The sequence below is a fragment of the Gilliamella sp. CG35 genome, from assembly GCF_046635745.1.
GTDB classification, from domain to species: Bacteria; Pseudomonadota; Gammaproteobacteria; order Enterobacterales; family Orbaceae; genus Gilliamella; species Gilliamella apicola_I.
Window position 1 is genome coordinate 1 of record NZ_JBIDFH010000019.1, and the last position, 19,913, is coordinate 19,913.

Consider the following 19,913-nt stretch of genomic DNA (forward strand, 5'->3'; position numbering starts at 1 on the left):
AAACAAGACAAGTCAGGCTGTAGGCAAAAATAGGCTGGTGCGCAAGAAAGTTGTAAAAAGATGAAATGCCTAAAATAGCATTTTGAACATAACTAACTATATGATAAATATTTAATTCTATTTTAGATGGCTAACAAAGCAGATCGCCTAAAAAAACAAAAAAAGTTGGTAGAATTTTACACTTTGCTATTTTAATTAATAAACAATAGGTTATAATTAGGGTTTATCCCTGTATACACAGGGATAAACCATTTTACGAAAATAAGTTATACAAGATAGACTAGCATTAACTGTTAGAGCTGGTATTGCTTGGATTGGACTTGGTGATGTTGTCGGTTACGGTTTTTTTATATTAATGGTCAGCCTGTAGATACTGTGATGAATGGTTGTGTTATTGTTTAATTGTTGAAAAATCAAGCAATATTCTTTGTATAATTGCTATGCTTCTAAAAATACTAAGATAACAGCCGTTTAGACGCATTGTGCTTAGAGCGATTGATATTTTTTCAATTAGTGCTTGAAATGCTGAACGGTTTTAAGTTTGCAAAAAAATAGCCCTGAATAAATATTATTTCGTTAAATTTTTAAAGCTATAGAGATGAAATTTGACTAAGAACAGTTGTTACTATCTTTAATAACTAGTCAATTTTATTCTCTATAGCTTATTTTAGTTGACGATTTACTAACAGCTTATCATTTATTTTCGTTTTATAATAAGCGTTTTATAATCCGATCAACACGTATGCGAGTTAATCTTTTAATTAACTTATGTACGTGAGGTGGGTAAAACTGGCTGGCTTGAATTTGTTGAAAATGTGTCACCAATGTGGTTTTTTCTCTGATTGTATCAAGTTCTTTATCAAACTGATCTTGCAATTCTTGTTTAGGATCATGAATTAAAATACCATTTTCAAGATCTAATCGCCATGCCCTTGGGTTAAGATTATTACCCGTAATTAATACCCATTTTTTATCGACCCAAATACCTTTAAGGTGATAAGTTTGTTCGCCATCTTTCCATAATCGAATAATGAGTTGTTCTTTATCAATAAAAGGTTGCAGTCGTTCGATAAATTTTCTTAAGTTAATTTCATATAAATAAGGTAACCCACCTGAAATATTGAAAGGTTTATCTTCTGGAATATAGAAATCATTGGCGATTTTGTCACCGATTATAATTTCTACTTGTTTACCTTTGCGCAATAAGCGAATAATGTCACGAACTAAAATATTAGGTAAGTTGAAATAAGGGGTACAAAAGATAATTTTTTGCTGAGTGATATTAATTAGGTGATGTATCGTTCTATTTAATGAGTTATTACGGCCTAAACCTGAAATAGGGGATACTGAAAGGGATTGATTATCGGCATCGCCCGTATAATGATATTTTGCATTCATTAAATGTTGACGAAGGGCTTTAATCTCAGCTTTTAGTTGTTTTCTGGTTTTATGGTTTTCACCATCCAGCCGTTGTAATCCGCTAAAAGGTAAAAAATTGTCATTAATATAGTTCACCATACTATCGGCGAGTACTTTATTGGTAATAAAGTGGTAGCGGTCATAGCGATATTTATCCAGCTTATGTAAATAGACGTTATTTATACTTGCACCGCTATAAATCACGGTATCATCGATAATAAACCCTTTAAGGTGAAGAACGCCCAGCACTTCACGGCGATTAACAGGCACACCATAAATAGGAATATCAACTTGAGGATTTTCTTGTTTTAATTGGTAATAATATTTTGCATTAGTTTGACTTTTGTCTTCACCAATCCTACCGCGTTGTGCTCGATGCCAATCGACAAAGATTTTTATATCTAAATTGGGATTTTGTTGCTTAACATTATATAATTCTTTAAGAAATTCTTTTCCTGCTTCATCTTGCTCTAAATATAACGCAACAATATAGATGCGTTCCTTGGCATGTTTAATTGCATTAAGCAAAGCAAGCCGATAGTCTGTAGGATTATATATGATACGGTATTGATCGGCATGTTGAGAAATTTTTGCTAATTCATCAAGCTGTTTTTGGTGATTATATTTTATAAATGGTATTCGCATGATTTCTATATCATTTTAACTGACGCATATCGTTGAGTAATACGAATTATATCAGAAAATAATTCTCCTTTTTATACAACATTTGTTAATGTGTTTAGTCACAACGTTATAAAACCTTATTTTCGGGATGATAATAAATTGTTTAAGATTGTTCATCAACCCATGTCTGAATAATTTTATAGGTTAAGGCTAATACGACTGGCCCGATGAATAATCCCATAATACCAAATCCAAGTAATCCACCAATAACACCAAATAGAATAAGTAAAAAAGGTAAATCAGCGCCTTTTTTGATTAAATAAGCACGCATAACACTATCAAGTGTCGTCAGTATTACTGCGACGACAATTAAGATAATACCTGAAGCCGTATGACCACTCCAAAATTGCCAAATTATACAACCTAGCATGACGACAACTGGCCCAATTTGGGCAACACAACAAATAAATAGTACTAGAGTTAATAGACCCGCTAACGGCATATTCGTTAACACAAAGCTTAAACCACCAATTAAAGCTAAAGTAATGGCGGTTACCACTACGCCTAATGCGACTGCACGAATTGATTGGCCTGCTAAGGTGACGGTTGTTTCGCCATATTGTTTAGAGAGTCGATTAGCAAATACATAAACATATTTGGTAATACTTTCACCTTTTAAGAAAAGTAACAGGCTAAAAATAATCATGACACCAGCATGGAAAATGAAAATACCTAAATTAGTTACTTGCTCGATCAACCACTTAATCATAGTGCCAATATAGGGTTGAACATTGCTCATTAAATCTGAACCATCGGTTTTGATCAGCTCTAACCATTTTTGATGTAATTCCTCACCAAACATAGGAATGCTATTTAGCCAATCAAGAGTGGGTAACTCGTGATGAGATAGTGATTTTGCCCATTCAATCAGATAGTGTCCATTTTGTGCTACACTACTAATAATGAGAAGAAAAGGAATGACACAAACAAAGGCTAAAATTAATGCCATAACCAACAAAGATAACCAGCGTTTATGGAAAAGTTTGTTTTGAATTTTGATCATAAGTGGCCAAGTTGCAATCACGACCATGACCGCCCAGAAGAATCCAAACAAAAAAGGTTCAACAATCCGATAAGTAATGATGATAAATAATCCAATTAATAGCAGATTAAGAATTAATTTTAATAAATCATTAGTATTTTTTTCTTTAGGCATTTTATAACCATAGTAAATAGTAAATATAATGCTATTATACGCATTATCATTTAAAAAGCATATCATGCAATATTAATGAACCTATTTTTACAGGAGACAAAAAAATGAAAAAAATAATATTGGTAGCCTTAATGGGCGTATCTTTATTTGCTTGTGCTGAAAAAACTAAATTGCCAGAAACAGTGCAAAATGTGAATGACATTGCACCTTATCCTGAAGCGAAAGCTGGTTACACCCGTTTTGCAATAAATCTACCTGCATTGCCTGATGAGAATAATGCTCGTATTGAATTACTAATTGGCAAAGAAATGAATGTTGATTGTAATTCTCAACGTTTGGCAGGGACAGTTAAAGAGGAAGAATTAAAAGGTTGGGGTTATTCTTATTATGTTGTAGAAGCCGGTAACGGTGTTCTATCAACCATGATGGCTTGCCCGACAGGTTCTAATAAAAATCAGTTTGTTACTCTACATCATAATTTGGGTTGGTTAGACTATAATAGTCGCTTACCAATTGTCATTTATGCACCAAATGATTTCCAAATTAAGTATCGTGTTTGGCAACCTGATGCAAAAATTCTACCAGCCAAAGCTGAATAAAATTGGAAAGGACGCTATTGGCGTTATCTATTTTTAGTATCGTTAAAAAGGGTTGAGTGAACAAAATATCGTCACTCAATCTCAAATCTTAAGTTATTTTACATTTTATGTAGACTTCTTTGAAAAAAAAGGTATTTTATGCCACGTAATGCAAAGCTAACCATTTATTTTTATCAATATAATAATAAATAATTTGCTTGCTTACCTCGGTTTCGCCAGACTATGTTTTTTAACAGGTTTTTGGTAAAATTTGGGGGTCCATTGTTTTGATTCAGTGGGCTTGTGTTTAACATGTAATATCCCTATTACTAGAGGAGAAGTGGTGAGCATGTTTACTCAACGTAAAACAATTCTTTCAATTCTTGCTGGTGTCACACTAGCGTTATCTCAATCTGCTATTGCTAAAGATCGTGTCGTACATTTTTATAATTGGGCAGGTCAAATTGGTCATGAAACCATTAATGATTTTGAAAAATCAACAGGAATTAAACTTGTTTATGATGTTTATGACTCTAATGAAGCACTTGAAGGAAAACTCATGGCGGGGCATTCCGGCTTTGATGTTGTTTCACCTTCAGATAGCTTTTTAGCAAGACAGATTAAGTCAGGTATTTATCTTCCATTAGATAAAAGTAAATTACCGAATTGGAAAAATCTTGATCCTAACTTAATGAAACTAATGGCGACCCATGACCCAGATAATACTTATGCTATTCCTTATGTCTGGATGACAACGGGTATCGGTTATAATATCGATAAAGTCAAAGAGCGTTTAGGTGAAGATGCCCCAGTTAATAGTTGGGATTTAGTCTTTAAACCTGAAAACATGGAAAAACTTAAAGATTGTGGTGTTGCATTTTTAGATGCGCCTACTGAAATTTTTGCCAGTGCGTTACAATATTTAGGTAAAGATCCTAATAGCACTGATGCCAAAGATTATACTGGTGCGGCTTATGATCTTTTAGCAAAAGTAAGACCGAATATTCGTTATTTTCATTCATCTCAATATATAACCGACCTTGCTAATGGTGATATTTGTGTCATTTTAGGTTGGTCTGGCGATATTTTGCAAGCACGAGATCGCGCAAATGAGGCTAAAAATGGTGTCCATATTGGTTATCAAATACCTAAAGAAGGGGCGTTAGTCTTTTTTGATACTTTTGCGATTCCAAAAGATGCGGCTAATGTTGATGAAGCCCATGAATTTTTAAACTTTATCATGAAGCCAGAAATCGCTGCACAAGTGACGAATGATGTTAATTTTGCGAGTGCCAATAAAGTCGCAAATGACAATTTTGTTAAACCGGAAATTAAAAACGATCCTGCGGTTTATCCATCACCTGAAGTCATGGAAAAATTGTTTACATTAAAAGTTAAAGAACCTAAACTTGAACGCGTGATTACTCGTACATGGACAAAACTTAAAACTGGTCGATAAAGTTTTAACAAATAATTGATTATTAAGTGTTATTTATTATAGACGGAGAGATTGATTTAATCTTTCCGTTTCGTTTTTTATGGCTTGTTGTTATGAGGAAAAAAGAGTGAATAATAAAACAACAATTCAGGTTCAGCCTAAAAAAAAGATGGTTACGCCATTATTGGAGATCAAAAATTTAACCAAAGTGTTTAATGATGATTATTATGCTGTTGATGATATTAATCTCACTATCTACACCGGTGAAATTTTTGCTTTGCTTGGTGCTTCAGGTAGTGGTAAATCGACCCTATTACGAATGTTAGCAGGATTTGAACAACCAACATCTGGGCAAATTATTTTAGATGGTAAAGATTTGTCGCAAGTTCCGCCTTATAATCGTCCAATCAATATGATGTTTCAATCGTATGCTCTCTTTCCTCACATGACGGTTGAGCAAAATATTGCTTTTGGTTTAAAGCAAGATAGATTAGACAATAAAGAGATCAAACACCGTGTTGAAGAAATGCTTGCGCTTGTGCATATGGAACAATTTGGAAAACGTAAGCCACATCAATTATCTGGTGGTCAAAGACAACGCGTAGCGTTAGCACGTAGTTTAGCAAAACGTCCAAAATTATTGCTTCTTGACGAACCGATGGGAGCGTTAGATAAGCAACTGCGTGATCGTATGCAACTTGAAGTTGTCAGTATTTTAGAACAAGTAGGGGCAACTTGTGTTATGGTTACCCATGATCAAGAAGAAGCCATGACCATGGCTGGTCGTATTGCCATTATGAATAAAGGTCAATTTGTTCAAATTGGTGAGCCTGAAGAAATTTATGAACATCCAAACAGTCGTTATAGTGCTGAGTTTATTGGATCGGTAAATGTGTTTGATGGTATTTTACAAGAAACACTTGAAGACGGATTGATTATTAGCTGTCCAATGATAAAACATCCAATAAAAGTTGATTATGATTCACCAGCGGTTGAAGGCGTGCCAATTCAAGTTGCGCTTCGTCCGGAAAAAATCAAATTATGTGACGACATTCCAGAAGACGGCTATAACGTTGCAACAGGTGAAGTAGTTGAAATTGCCTATTTAGGTGATTTATCAATATATCATGTTAAGTTATCAAGTGGGCAAATTATCATTGCACAACTACAAAATGAGCACCGTTATCGAAAAGGAATGCCTACTTGGGGAGATATAGTTAACCTAAGTTGGGAAGTTGATAGCTGTGTGGTACTTACCGAATAAACAAAAGAGGATATAACGATGCGTTCCATTTTTTGGAGTGTAGTATTAAATGCATTTGTCTTGCTCTGTGTTTATTGGCGTTTTGTCACCACAGATGCATTTGATAACTTATTTTTAGATGCGCTATTTACTGCATTAGTATTAAGTTTTTTAATGTCATGTTTTGGTTTGTTTTTAGCAAATTACAAGCCTTCTAGACTTGCTTATCGAATGATTATTGCTGGCAGTATTCTATTTATACCTGCTGGTTTAGTTGCTATTTATTTTGCAATTAAGAAAATTAAAAAACAGCCTGATGATACAGATTTGATGACGCTTTATGGTCGTTTAACAGTCATTGCTATTCCATATTTATGGATGCTGCTACTGTTTTTATTACCATTTTTAATTGTTTTTAGAATCAGTTTTTCCGAAATAGCATCCGCTGTTCCGCCGTATACGGATTTATTTAGCTTTGACGATGGATTGCTTAATATAACTTTAAATTTCGGTAATTATCTCAATTTATTGAGTGATACCATCTATTTTGATTCTTATTTGCAATCATTAAAAATTGCGGCAATATCAACTTTATTATGTATTTTAATTGGTTACCCACTAGCTTGGGCTATTTCGCAATGTAAACCGTCAACGCGAAATATTTTGCTTTTACTGATTATTTTACCGTCATGGACATCCTTTTTGATTCGTGTTTATGCGTGGATAGGTATTTTAAATCCTAATGGGCTTTTGAATCATTTTTTAATGTGGTTAGGCGTTATCGATCAGCCGTTAATCATTATGAAAACCTATTTCGCTGTGTATATAGGAATTGTGTATTCTTATTTGCCTTTTGTCGTTTTACCGATTTATACATCGTTAATCAAAGTTGATTCAACGCTAATTGAAGCGTCGTTAGATTTAGGCTGTAAACCGATTAAAACCTTCTTTCAAATCATTGTACCATTGACAAAAAATGGAGTAATTGCAGGGGGAATGTTAGTGTTTATTCCTGCCGTTGGTGAATATGTTATTCCTGAATTATTGGGGCCGTCAGAAGGAATCATGATAGGTACTCAGTTATGGACAGAATTCTTTAATAATCATGATTGGCCTGCCGCTTCAGCGGTTGCATCGGTGATGTTGTTAATATTGATTGTGCCGATTTATTATTTCAACAAATTCCAAAATCGACAAATGGGAGGTAAATAGATGAACAATTTACCAATTATCCTACGTTCAGCTTTGATTGTCTTTGTGTCATTGTTGATCGGTTCATTTATATTAACGCTTTTAATTTCATCATCGGGATTTGAACTTATTACAAATGGCAGTGTTTACGTGGGCTGTTTTGTTTTTAGTCTGATTGTCACGTTAATTATTACATTAGCGTTAGCTTGCCGATGTTTAAAAGGGCTTATATTATTGGCGGTATTCTCTTTTTTATATATCCCAATGATTATTTTGATTGTTTATTCATTTAATAGTTCACGTTTGGTGACTGTTTGGGCAGAATTTTCAACCAAATGGTACGTTGAATTGATTCATAATCAAACTTTACTCAAGGCGGTTGGTTTAAGTTTAACTATCGCAGCTTGTGCAGCAACATTTGCGATTGTACTTGGTACTTTAGCTGCTTTTGCCATTATCCGTTTTAGACGTTTTCGTGGGTCAAATCTGTTTTCTTTTATGACAACAGCACCTTTGGTTATGCCTGATGTAATAACGGGTTTAGCTTTGCTATTGCTCTTTGTAGGAATGGGGCAGGTACTGGGTTGGCCAAAAGATCGGGGGGCGATCACGATTTGGATGGCTCATACTACATTTTGTACAGCTTATGTCACCGTCGTTATTAGCGCACGGTTACGAGAGTTGGATAAATCCATTGAAGAAGCTGCATTAGATTTAGGCGCAAATCCATTAAAAGTCTTTTTCGTGATTACTTTACCAATGATTGCGCCGGCATTAGTGTCAGGGTGGTTGCTTGCATTCACATTATCACTTGACGATGTGGTTATTGCTAATTTTGTGACCGGCCCAGGTGCGATGACATTACCTAAACTGATCTTCTCCAAAGTTCGCTTAGGTGTGGATCCTCAAGTTAATGCACTTGCCACAATTATTTTGTTAATTGTTGGCATCATTGGATTTATTTCGTGGTTATGGATGCGTAAATCTGAACGTCGTCGATTGCGTGAAACTCGCATGCATTAAATCTTATTAAAACTGAATATTGCCGCACAATGCGGCAATATTTTCCTTTCAAAATATCCGTGTCTTTTTACTAGATTTATATTATAGTGTTGAGTGTTAGTTTACTAACAAAATTCTCAGGGCGGGGTGCAAGTCCCCACCGGTGGTATAGCCCACGAGCGCTTAATATTTTAGTCAGTCAATATTTCAAATAGCTAAAATCAATTTCATTGTTGTGCAAAATGATTTGAAGTGAATTTGAAGATGATTAATAGGTATTAAGGTCTAGCAGATTTGGTGAAATTCCAAAGCCGACAGTGAAAGTCTGGATAAAAGAGAGTTGCTTATCTTTTCTTAATTTGCTATTAGTTGCATAGTTTACTTTTTAGCAATATCACTATGGTCAAGCACAGCCCTGATTCTGGTATTAAGTTTATTTTTAATTAAATTAGCTTGGCAATGCATAAAATACGATTGATGAGTATTAATTTGGAATACCAAGATAATTTAGAAAAATAATAAATATATTAAAAAAGGACCTAGGTATTTACCATGAATCAGTTTAATTTAAATGAATTTGGAACCCCATCAGAACGTGTCAAAAAAGCGATTGCATCGATTCAAGCAGGGCAAGGCGTGTTAGTTTTAGATGATGAAGATCGGGAAAATGAAGGTGATATTATTTGGGCAGCGCAAACCATAACGACAGAACAAATGGCACTGACAATTCGTTATGGAAGTGGAATCGTTTGCTTATGTATGCCAAAAGAACAATGTGAAAAATTGAATCTTCCCATGATGGTGGCAAACAATACCAGTAAAAATCATACTGCCTTTACTATTTCAATTGAAGCGGCAAAGGGGGTATCAACTGGCGTATCAGCGGCAGATCGCGTTACCACGATTAAAGCTGCCGTAGCCGATGAAGCTAAACCCAGTGACTTAAATCATCCTGGTCATGTTTTTCCACTGGTAGCAAAAGAAGGTGGAGTACTTGCTCGTCGAGGACACACCGAAGCATCGGTTGATCTGGTCAAGCTAGCTGGATTGAAACCTGCCGCTGTGATTTGCGAATTAACGAATGATGATGGTTCAATGGCAAGAGCGCCCCAAGTGGTTGAGTTCGCTAAAAAGCATCAATTGCCTGTGGTGACAATAGAAGATATAGCAAACTATTTACAGTCTTTATAATCATTACGTTAGAAGTTTACTTCCTTTTATATAGGGAAGTAAATTTACGTGTAATTGTGTGCTTAAACATTTATTCATATCTGTTTAAACCGTTTCAATCAACTTATCTTCAATTTTTTAATGAAACACTGAAATATAGCGAATAATCAGGGTTAGCCTTGCCAATTTTGTATCTTCATTATAGAATTGAATAAGAATAAGCTAAGTAAACTAGTAATGATATATCAAAATGTTTTAGTGCGACTTAAGTTAGTTTAATCTTAAACCACGTAGTTTTTCTGCATTAACATGTTGATCTTTCGGTGGCAAACCTTCATGTTTGCGAACCATCTTATTTTTCAACGATATAAACATCGGTAGAAAAAGCAAAATCAAGCAATAAGTAAAATGATAGCAGCGAGGTAGCTATGTTTAGCATTAATAAAGAGTGGGGATTTGTTATATTGACCTGCTTTTTTGAATTATGTTGGATTTTAGGATTTAGTGTTGCAACGGAGTATTGGCATTGGATGATTATTATCACATTAATTATTGTCGATTTTACATTTTTAACTAATGCCTGTAAGACCATTCCAACAGGCACTGTTTATGCCATATTTTCCGGCGTTGGTGCCGTTGGGGCAACGATTATTGATATGGTGCTTTTTGGTAAAGAAATCAAAATGATGCAACTCTTTTTTGTAGCATTAATCATAATTGGCGTTGTGCAACTTAAACGTACAGATAGTTAATCGACAAAGATCAGATTGAGGATTTTATTATGGGATGGCTTTTAATATTAACAGCATCATTTTTTGAAGTGATAGGGGCAATAGGATTGAAGCTCTATGCTGAACAAAAAAAAATAATAAGATTAGTTTTATATTGGGGCGGATTTTTTGTTTCTTTTGTTCTTTTTTATTTCTCCCTTCATTATCTTGAACTGAGTATTGTTTACCCTGTATGGGTTGGACTAGGCACATCCGGAGCAGTATTTGCCAATATGTTTTTATTCAATGAGCCTAAAAATTTACCGCGTTTATTGGGATTGGTCATTATTATTGTTGGCGTGGTTGGACTGCATATGACAATGTAAAACGAAGTGTTAAATTATTTTCCATTATTGTTTTTAATCGTTCGCAAACTATTTTCAACTGGATAACTCAATTTGATAAAGTATTTTTATTGATAAAAGATCCGTTTCAAGTCACAGAATTTATCTAAATAGACATTCATTTCAATCTTTTCATCTTCTAGTTAATGTAAACAAAACTATTGAATGAATTAATTCAAAGTAAAAAGGGAATTAAGAAAACAATTAAGAATAAAAAAAACCGGAGAACATCTCCGGTTTAACAAAGTAACTTGAATTGAAAGTTAATCTTTTCAATAAGTTATTCAGTATAGAGTAGAATATTAAAGTTCGTTAGCGTGTTGTTTTAAGTAGCTTGCAACACCATTAGGATTGCCTTGCATACCTTGTTTACCTTTAGTCCATTGTGCAGGGCAAACTTCACCGTGTTCTTCATGGAATTGGAAAGCATCAACAATACGGATCATTTCATCAATATTACGCCCAATAGGTAAATCATTGATAGTCTCGTGACGAACAATTCCATTTTTATCAATAAAGAATGATGCACGAAGCGCTACACCTGCTTCAGGATGTTCAACACCATAAGCTTGCATAATAGTGTGCTTGATATCGGCAACAATTGGGAATTTAACTTCGCCAATTCCACCTTTATCTTGCGGAGTGTTTCGCCATGCGTTATGAACGTATTCTGAGTCCATTGAAACACCAATAACTTCAACACCACGTTTTTTGAATTCTTCAAGACGATGATCGAAAGCAATAATTTCTGATGGACAAACAAAAGTAAAATCCATTGGCCAAAAGAATACAACGGCATATTTACCTTGAATATGCTGAGCTAAATTAAAGTTATTTACAATTTCACCAGAACCTAAAACTGCTGATGAAGTAAAATCAGGTGCTTTTCGCGTGACTAATGTCATGTGTTTCTCCTTGTATAAAACCAAAAATATTGTAAACCTTGATGGAATGTATTATAGCAACTGATAAAAATTGTCCAAGTTGTTATTAACAATCGCTTTCATAAGCTCTGACTATGTCAAACTTTTGAATTATTCGATTCGCTTAATTTGTGTTTAGGTTTACCTTTATTTTTGGTGTCACGTAAACGGACTTTAACTTTTTTCTTTGCTGTGTCATCCTGTTTTTTTGCACCACGCTTCAATTTTGATTTATTTGACGGTTTTTTCTTGCTAGTCGGTTTTGGTGCTTTAGTTTTAGGACGTAATCCTTCAATCGTTCTCAATTTTATGGGTTCTTGAATATAGCGTTCAATTTTCAGTAATAGATCATTGTCATGCGCTTCAACTAACATGATAGCCGTACCTTTTTTACCTGCTCTTGCAGTACGACCAATACGGTGTAGATAGACATCTGCTGTTTTTGGCGCATCAAAATTGATGACGTGTGTAACATCATCAATATCGATTCCCCGAGCAGCCACATCAGTAGCCACTAAGACGTTTACGGTGTTGTTACTGATTCTTTTTATTGCTTCATTGCGTTTTGCTTGTACCATCTCGCCTTCTAAATAACAACTTTTTATACCTGCTTGATGTAACCAAGTTACCAGTTCGTGTACCCGTTCACGTTTTCGAACAAATACAATTGTTTTTTTAAATTCATCTTGCTTGAGAAGATGGGTTAATAAAGCAACTTTATGATTGAGATCATCAGCACGATAATAAAATTGGATGATTTTTTTACGCTCTTTACGGGACGGAGCCGCATTAATTTCAACGGGCTGATCGAGAATTCGACTGGCAAAATTGAATAAACCTTCACCTTCCAGTGTCGCTGAAAAAAGTAAGGTTTGTTTGCGCCAACGGGTTTCGGCAGAAATTGTTTCCACATCTTGTGAAAAGCCCATGTCTAACATGCGATCGGCTTCATCTAATATCAACATTTCCACCGCTCGGCAGTCGAAGTTTTCTTCTTTAATATACTGCAATAGTCGTCCGGTTGTGGCAATGACAATGTCTTGATTTTTACTAAATACTTCTGCATGATTCATATAAGCGACACCACCAGTAATTGTCGCAATACTCAGATGCGTTGATTGCGTTAAGTTTTTTGCCTGTTCTGCAATTTGCATTGCAAGCTCACGCGTTGGCGTTAAAATTAAAATTCTTGGTGGCCCCGGTTTTCGACGCGGAAAGTCTAAAAGATGTTGTACGGCTGGGATTAAAAAAGCAAGTGTTTTACCGGTACCGGTTGGTGCCGATCCTAAGATATCTTTGCCATCTAAAGCTACAGGGATCGTTTGTGCTTGAATTACGGTAGGGGTAATAATATTTTGGGCTTCGAGATTGTTAATTAATACATCATCTATTTGTAAATCGGAAAAAGTTTGCGTTGTCATAATGACCTTTATAACGAGAAATTTAAAACACATTATAACGGCAATCAATATAACTACAATATTATCACACCAATGATTGTCTATGGTGATACCAACATTTCCACCAAATGAAAGCTTAATGCGCTAATTTTAGTAAATCCTCAGATAATTAATGTCAATGAATGAAAATAACTTATTTGAGTGAATGTAATATTCATTTAGAAAAAAACGTCAATTCTGACCAACTGCATAAATTGAATTTCATGATGCAAATTTGATGGCAAGTGACTTAAAGTTAACGTTGGGTGGTATCAGGCTTACCATTGATAGTGGTTTATGATAACATAGATAAAACAATGGGGCTAAAATCTATTGTGATATACTAAGCGAAAATCAATTTTTATATCTCTGTTTAGTCTATAGCATTAAATCAAATTGACTAATTTTTTATAACCACTTTTTAATAATCTGATAATTAAAATGGCAGAATGTTTCTCTAACGAAAAATATCAACAACAGCTTGAAAATAAAGTCACGAATTTAAAAGCGCTTTTATCACATTTTTCACTACCTGATTTAACCGTTTATTCGTCTCCAATCAGTCATTATCGTATGCGTGCAGAATTTAGAATATGGCATGATAAAGATGACCTTTATCATATCATGTACGATAAAAATACAAAAAAGCGAATAAAAGTAGAAAATTTCCCGATTGCAACAGCACTTGTTAATGATGCTATGCAAAAAATTATTCCACTTTTAAAACCTAATTATTTGCTTCGCCATATGCTTTTTCAAATCGATTATTTTTCGACATTAAGTGGTGAACTGCTTATTACACTTTTATATCATAAAAAATTATCCGATGAATGGCGGGTAGAAGCTGAAAAATTAAAGCAACAGTTAGCCGAACAAGGTGTTAACTGCCATATTATCGGTCGAGCAAGTAATCAAAAAATTGTTATTGATGTTGATTATGTTGATGAAGTTTTACCGGTTATGGGTAACAATTTGATTTATCGGCAAGTTGAAAATAGTTTTACGCAGCCTAATGCAGCCGTCAATATTAAAATGCTTGAGTGGGCTACTTCGGTCACCCAAGGTTTATCCGGTGACCTGCTAGAGTTTTATTGTGGAAATGGTAATTTTTCAATTGCGTTGGCTCGAAATTTCCGAAAGGTATTAGCCACTGAAATTGCCAAAGCTTCGGTCTATTCGGCACAACATAATATTGCGGTCAATCATATTAATAATCTGATTATTGCTCGATTATCGGCTGAAGAGTTTACGTCAGCTATAAGAAAAGAACGAGAATTTAATCGATTGAAAGGCATTAATTTAGATGACTATCAGTGTGATACGGTACTTGTTGATCCTCCTCGTGCAGGATTAGACATAGAAACATTAAATAATTTAAAAAGTTATAAAACCATTATTTATATTTCTTGTAACCCTCATACATTGTGTGAAAATTTACAGCAACTGACAGAAACGCACTCGATTAAACATTTTGCTCTGTTTGATCAGTTTCCTTATACAGAACACATCGAAACAGGCGTAGTTTTGCATAAAAATAACTGAATTTGATATTCAGATTCAGTTATTTTTGTTAGAATGCCGAGATTTTAAAGTCAATCATTTATTGTTTCAGAGATTAATTCGAGCTTATCGTGATTTATAAGCAAAAAAAAACCCTAGATAAACTAGGGCTGCATTAAATTGCAAGGAATGGATGAAAGGAAATAAAACAATGAAACAATAATGTCTAGCCTCATGAATCATTGTGTGGATACTATAACAAACACATTCAAACGGATTAATGACAAGTAGATTACAAAATAGTCATGGAAATATCATGAATGTTTTTGAACTTTTCATATATCATAGGAACAGTATTATGTAAGTTAGATAACCTGATACTTTGGCAAAGGAAATATTTAAAATGAAATTGTTAGTTGTTGAAGATGAACAGAAAACAGGTGAATACCTTCGTCAAGGATTAATTGAATCAGGCTTTATTGTTGACCTAACCAAAAATGGTTTAGATGGCTATCATCGGGCAATGACAGAAGATTATGATTTAATTATCCTGGATGTAATGTTACCGGATATTGTTGGTTGGAAAATTGTTCAGTCATTGCGTGAAGCGGGTAAAGACACCCAAATTATATTGCTGACAGCAATGGGAAGTGTTGAAGATAAAGTTAAAGGATTAAATTTAGGTGCCGACGATTATTTAGTGAAGCCTTTTTCATTCGCTGAATTATTAGCGAGAGTTAAATCGTTATTAAGACGAAATGTGCCGCAAGTAAACAATTATCAATTAAGTATTGCTGATTTAGTCATGGATTTGCCAAAGCGAACAGTGACGCGTTCAGATAAACGTATCGATCTCACCAATAAAGAGTTTTTATTACTTGAATACTTCTTACGTTATCCGGGTGAAGTGTTACCGCGATCGTTAATTGCTTCACAAGTTTGGGATATGAATTTTGATAGCGATACTAATGTGATTGATGTAGCCATAAGACGGTTACGTAACAAAATAGATGCAGGATTCGAACCTAAACTTATTCATACTGTGCGTGGAATGGGTTATAAAATAGATGTATTAGATGAAACAGAGTAAATTAATTTCCGTTCGGTTACCCATTATTGTTTGTCTGATAACATGTGGACTACTTTATTGTTTCAGTTATTTGATCGAGCGGTCTTTTGAAAAATTTTCAATCAGACAAAATGTGACCGAATTAAATTCGGTTATTACCTCTATAGAAAGAGAACTAACTTATTATTCTCCGAATGATAATCGTGATGAATTTATCCAAAATTTATTGCTAATTCTCACCGGGCATCATCACTTATTTGTTTATATCATTGATGATATGGGGAAAATAGTCTATCGCACTCGAGGCCCCAACTTAGCGATAGCACTAAAATCACAAGAGTTAGAACGGATTATTGAAAATGACAGTACTTCTATTGAGACGATAGATAAATCATCTTATCGGATTGCGGCATCAAGGGTGATAGGGGAAGACGGTAAACGATTCACTACGATTGTTGCCGTTCGTCGTGATGTGCAACTTGAATTTATTAATCGATTAAGAAACGGATTAGGTCTGCTAATTATTATTTCTTGTGTGTTAGCATTAATCGGTTCATTCATCAGTATTTACTATACTCAAAAACCAATCAATCGCTTAATCAAGAAGATTGAAAGAATTAGTTTAAATAATTTAAATTATCGTATTCCAACCTCGTCAGTACCGGTTAAATATGTAAGCTTGGTCAGAGCATTTAATAACATGCTTAATCGTATGGAAGATGTTTTTACTCGTCAGCATAATTTTACTGCCGATATTGCACATGAAATGCGTACACCAATTACTAATCTTACCACGCAAACGCAAATTGTACTCAATAACGCTCGTACGACAAATGAGTACCGTGAAATTTTATATTCTAATTTAGAAGAATATGAAAAAATGTCACAAATGATTTCTGATATGTTATTTTTGGCGCAGGCAGACAATCGCCAGCTTGTGCCTAATTTGATTGACATTGATCTTACTAACATGGTTATGATGATGTGTGATTATTTTGAGCCTCTCACCGATGAAAAAAATATTACTTTCCAACTCGACGGTCACTGTTCTCACATACAAGGTGATAAAATGATGTTAGGGCGTGCAATTGGTAATATTTTGTCTAATGCGATTCGTTATACACCGAATAACGAGGTCATAACTATCACGTTAAGTCAAATGAGTGAAAAACGGGTTAAGATTATTATCTCTAATCCGGGCAAAAAAATTGATAAAAAACATTTACCACATCTTTTTGACCGATTCTATCGTGTCGATGAATCACGCCATCGTAATGACAATTCCGGCGCAGGTATTGGGCTAGCCATTGTTAAATCCATTATTGAAACCCATAAGGGATCAATTTATGTAGAATCAGATGATAAATCGACACGTTTTATTATCAATTTACCAACGGCTATTTAATGTCATAGTCACTCATTAATAAGTTAGCTGCTGCATAAGCAGCTTTCTCTCTAAGTTCAGTAGGTACTTGTTTATCAGCTGTAACTTCATTTAAAACCAACATAACGGCTCCTAAAGCATCTTCAACATAGCCTAATTCATTACTGCCGATTTGAGCATATTTTTCCCGAATGAGCTCACAATATTTATTCATTAGTTCGATTCCTTTAATCTTTTTCAATAACGTTATTTCAATTCTATCCTGTTTTACAAAAAACGGGCTAATTGCTCATATACCTTCGTTGCTGAGATAGTTTGCATTTTTTGATCTGGAGAGACAAGACTAAATTGATTTTTACCATAACCGCCTATTAATTTCGGATCGGTTTGACCAAATAAAGTTATGTTTGGGCGATCGAGTGCCGCAGTTAAATGACTTAATCCTGTATCGACTGAAACCACAGCTTTAGCCCCAGCAAGTTCAGTCGCCACTTGAGAAAGAGACAATTTTGGTAGCACTTCGACATGATTAAATCCTTGTGCTAAGCGTTGAGCGCTTTGCATTTCATTCGCCGTTCCCCAAGGTAATTTAATTTTTAAACCGGTTGGCGCTATCAATTGTATTAATTGACGCCAAGCGTCTTCTGTCCAATGTTTTTCATATCTGGTAGTGGCATGTAAAAATATCAAATATTGTCCATGGTCAGACGGTAATTCTGATAAAAAATGACTTGCAATTGCATAGTCACCCATGTCACCAGATAGGTCGTACCCAAGACTTTTTGCAAAGAGTTGTCGTACTCGTTCAATGGCATGCATTGATTTTGGAACAGAATGTTTAACATCATAAAACCAACTGGCAATCGGTTCTCTTATGCTATGACGATCTAAACCGTGCTTAATGCCTCTTGCTTTACGTGTGATAAAAAAAGCACTTTTTATTAATCCTTGCGCATCAATAATACAGTCATATTCCCGTTCAAGTAGTGATTGAATAAATTGGTGACGCTCTTGACGAATAGATTTACCGAACCAGTTTTTACGCCAGCGCCGAATGGCCACAGGGATCACTTTATCTACCGCAAAATGCCATGTTGGTATTTGCGCAAAATTTTCTTCAACCACCCAATCAAAAGTCATATTAGGTAAATGACGGGCAGCATCAGTTAACGCGGGTAAAGTATGAAGTACATCACCCATTGAAGATGTTTTAACAATAAGTACACGCATAATTAATGACTCTTTTCACAACGAGCAATAAGCTTCATTAAAGTTTCAAACACAGTTTCAGGTTTTATATCAATCAAACTTTGATGATAGCCTTGTTCTGCATCGCCTTTACGGACTTTATGATACCCTGATATTAAGCGAATAACTTCAGCTTTATCAGAAAGGGGTGGGGTAAAGTCTGGACTACTTGGGCCATAAAGCGCAACCAAAGGGCGATCCAAAGCTGCGGCGACATGCATCAATCCTGAATCATTAGTCACAATTGCTTTACAAGCCGCAATTAAATTAACCGCTTGATCCAATTTTGTTTTACCGGCAAGATTAATACACTGATCGCCTTGTGTCATTTGTTCAATAATTTTTTCGCCAACTTGTCGATCATTATCAGAACCAAAAATAACAATTTTGGCATGTTGCTTTACAAGCATATCACCAAGAGCGGCATAATGATAATCCGGCCAACGTTTTGCTGGACCAAATTCAGCACCAGGACAAAAACCAATTAACGGCAAATTATCATTGATCTTAAACGTGTTAAGCGTGCCATTGATGTCTGTTTGACAAACTTCAAGTTTAGGCCAAAGTATGGGTTGTGGTATTTGCTCTGCTGTGTGGATCTGATCCTTAGGGTAGGCAAGGGCAACATAACGTTGAACCATTAATGGAAAGGCTTGTTTATTAAGTTTACGAAGATCGTTAATCAGTCCATAACGCATTTCACCTTTCCAACCTGTTTGCTGATGAATCCTTGCAAAAAAAGGGATTAAAGCTGATTTAAACGAATTAGGTAAAATTATCGCTTGGTCGTAATGATGATGACGGAGTGATTTGCCGAGTCGATAGCGTTGGGTTAAACCGAATTTACCATGACCAATTGGCATCTCAATAGCTCGATTCACTTCTGGCATTTTATTCAATAGTGCTTGGCACCATGCTGGTGCCATAACATCAATTTCAATATTAGGATGAAGTTGTTTTAACGTTCGATATAAACTTTGCGACATCATCATATCGCCAACCCATGAAGGACCAATAATTAGTGTTCTCATTTAATGTCCTTTTATAATCGTTGATGAACAAACATTGTGATGAAATATTGCTTTAATGTCTAATTGCTGATCGGCAACGATAGCCGTAGTAAAGTCATCTTTATCAATAAAATCAGCCATATTTAAATCAAGTAAATTGGCAAATTTTGTCTCATCAGTTAAATTATCAACGTCTAAAACATCTTTAATTTTTTGATTATTCAGACTATTAACAATATTACTTTCAATAGAGACAATACCATCAGTTATGATGATTATCATTATTTTCCTTAATTAATTGAATTACGCTGTTTATCATACCGAGTTAAGCCAATATTTTCGAGT

General features: G+C 34.8%; 18 protein-coding genes, 1 pseudogene and 1 riboswitch. Of the genes and pseudogenes, 11 read left to right on the top strand and 8 right to left on the bottom strand.

The annotated features are described in order from the left end of the window. Positions 1 to 708: 708 nt before the first annotated feature. Entirely contained in the window at positions 709 to 2,064 is a 1,356-nt protein-coding gene (gene pssA, locus ACGH4F_RS08790; RefSeq protein ID WP_411590914.1) for a CDP-diacylglycerol--serine O-phosphatidyltransferase, read from the bottom strand. Positions 2,065 to 2,206: 142 nt separating this feature from the next. Further along, complete coding sequence (gene ydiK, locus ACGH4F_RS08795; RefSeq protein ID WP_267350674.1) at positions 2,207 to 3,259, bottom strand: AI-2E family transporter YdiK; 1,053 nt, start codon at positions 3,257 to 3,259, stop codon at positions 2,207 to 2,209. Positions 3,260 to 3,363: 104 nt separating this feature from the next. Here ydiK and eco point away from each other — a divergent pair, with 104 nt between their 5' ends. From eco to ACGH4F_RS08835, 8 genes and pseudogenes are all read left to right on the top strand, one after another. Continuing rightward, a complete protein-coding gene (eco, locus tag ACGH4F_RS08800; RefSeq protein ID WP_267350676.1) occupies positions 3,364 to 3,858 on the top strand; it encodes a serine protease inhibitor ecotin in 495 nt (164 codons plus the stop codon). Between the two features lie 328 nt (positions 3,859 to 4,186). After that, entirely contained in the window at positions 4,187 to 5,296 is a 1,110-nt protein-coding gene (locus ACGH4F_RS08805) for an extracellular solute-binding protein (protein ID WP_065559442.1), read from the top strand. A gap of 148 nt (positions 5,297 to 5,444) precedes the next feature. Further along, entirely contained in the window at positions 5,445 to 6,539 is a 1,095-nt protein-coding gene (potG, locus tag ACGH4F_RS08810) for a putrescine ABC transporter ATP-binding subunit PotG (RefSeq protein WP_065559507.1), read from the top strand. A 321-nt stretch (positions 6,540 to 6,860) separates the two neighbouring features. Continuing rightward, positions 6,861 to 7,730: pseudogene (gene potH / locus ACGH4F_RS08815) on the top strand (putrescine ABC transporter permease PotH); the annotation flags it as partial. A gap of 243 nt (positions 7,731 to 7,973) precedes the next feature. After that, the gene (locus tag ACGH4F_RS08820) at positions 7,974 to 8,732 is read left to right on the top strand and encodes an ABC transporter permease subunit (protein ID WP_411590935.1); all 759 of its coding nucleotides are present in this window, start codon (positions 7,974 to 7,976) and stop codon (positions 8,730 to 8,732) included. Positions 8,733 to 8,840: 108 nt separating this feature from the next. Beyond that, positions 8,841 to 9,056, top strand: a riboswitch (FMN riboswitch). 207 nt (positions 9,057 to 9,263) lie between these two features. Beyond that, positions 9,264 to 9,902 carry a 3,4-dihydroxy-2-butanone-4-phosphate synthase gene (gene ribB, locus ACGH4F_RS08825; protein WP_267350682.1) on the top strand — a complete coding sequence of 213 codons (639 nt, stop codon included), beginning with the start codon at positions 9,264 to 9,266 and terminating at the stop codon, positions 9,900 to 9,902. A 407-nt stretch (positions 9,903 to 10,309) separates the two neighbouring features. Then, entirely contained in the window at positions 10,310 to 10,633 is a 324-nt protein-coding gene (locus ACGH4F_RS08830) for a DMT family transporter (RefSeq protein ID WP_267350683.1), read from the top strand. Positions 10,634 to 10,662: 29 nt separating this feature from the next. Further along, positions 10,663 to 10,977 carry a DMT family transporter gene (locus ACGH4F_RS08835; protein WP_267350685.1) on the top strand — a complete coding sequence of 105 codons (315 nt, stop codon included), beginning with the start codon at positions 10,663 to 10,665 and terminating at the stop codon, positions 10,975 to 10,977. A 320-nt stretch (positions 10,978 to 11,297) separates the two neighbouring features. Here ACGH4F_RS08835 and ACGH4F_RS08840 read toward each other — a convergent pair whose 3' ends face one another. Next, on the bottom strand, positions 11,298 to 11,900 hold the full coding sequence (locus ACGH4F_RS08840) for a peroxiredoxin C (protein ID WP_065559446.1): 603 nt from the start codon (positions 11,898 to 11,900) through the stop codon (positions 11,298 to 11,300). Between the two features lie 116 nt (positions 11,901 to 12,016). Continuing rightward, entirely contained in the window at positions 12,017 to 13,339 is a 1,323-nt protein-coding gene (srmB, locus tag ACGH4F_RS08845; protein ID WP_411590917.1) for an ATP-dependent RNA helicase SrmB, read from the bottom strand. Between the two features lie 459 nt (positions 13,340 to 13,798). On the opposite strand from srmB, the gene trmA reads away from it, so the two are divergent. The 3 genes from trmA to ACGH4F_RS08860 all read left to right on the top strand — a co-directional run bounded on the left by trmA (position 13,799) and on the right by ACGH4F_RS08860 (position 17,331). Beyond that, positions 13,799 to 14,899, top strand: coding sequence for a tRNA (uridine(54)-C5)-methyltransferase TrmA (gene trmA / locus ACGH4F_RS08850; RefSeq protein ID WP_411590919.1), 1,101 nt, complete (start codon positions 13,799 to 13,801; stop codon positions 14,897 to 14,899). 361 nt (positions 14,900 to 15,260) lie between these two features. Next, on the top strand, positions 15,261 to 15,947 hold the full coding sequence (locus ACGH4F_RS08855; RefSeq protein ID WP_065559449.1) for a heavy metal response regulator transcription factor: 687 nt from the start codon (positions 15,261 to 15,263) through the stop codon (positions 15,945 to 15,947). After that, positions 15,934 to 17,331 (top strand): heavy metal sensor histidine kinase, encoded by a 1,398-nt coding sequence (locus ACGH4F_RS08860; RefSeq protein WP_411590921.1) that lies wholly within the window; start codon positions 15,934 to 15,936, stop codon positions 17,329 to 17,331. Before ACGH4F_RS08855 ends, ACGH4F_RS08860 begins: the two co-directional genes overlap by 14 nt. Here the strand turns inward: ACGH4F_RS08860 and ACGH4F_RS08865 are convergent. From ACGH4F_RS08865 to ACGH4F_RS08880, 4 genes are read right to left on the bottom strand one after another with little or no spacing between them, the layout of a single operon-like run. After that, positions 17,324 to 17,524: a YaeP family protein gene (locus ACGH4F_RS08865; protein ID WP_411590922.1), complete on the bottom strand. Its 201-nt coding sequence runs from the start codon at positions 17,522 to 17,524 to the stop codon at positions 17,324 to 17,326. The two genes, ACGH4F_RS08860 and ACGH4F_RS08865, sit on opposite strands and share 8 nt — an antisense overlap. A gap of 53 nt (positions 17,525 to 17,577) precedes the next feature. Further along, the gene (gene rfaC, locus ACGH4F_RS08870; protein WP_267350697.1) at positions 17,578 to 18,540 is read right to left on the bottom strand and encodes a lipopolysaccharide heptosyltransferase RfaC; all 963 of its coding nucleotides are present in this window, start codon (positions 18,538 to 18,540) and stop codon (positions 17,578 to 17,580) included. Positions 18,541 to 18,542: 2 nt separating this feature from the next. Further along, on the bottom strand, positions 18,543 to 19,589 hold the full coding sequence (gene rfaF / locus ACGH4F_RS08875; protein WP_411590923.1) for an ADP-heptose--LPS heptosyltransferase RfaF: 1,047 nt from the start codon (positions 19,587 to 19,589) through the stop codon (positions 18,543 to 18,545). After that, entirely contained in the window at positions 19,590 to 19,850 is a 261-nt protein-coding gene (locus ACGH4F_RS08880; RefSeq protein WP_267350701.1) for a hypothetical protein, read from the bottom strand. Positions 19,851 to 19,913 lie beyond the last annotated feature (63 nt).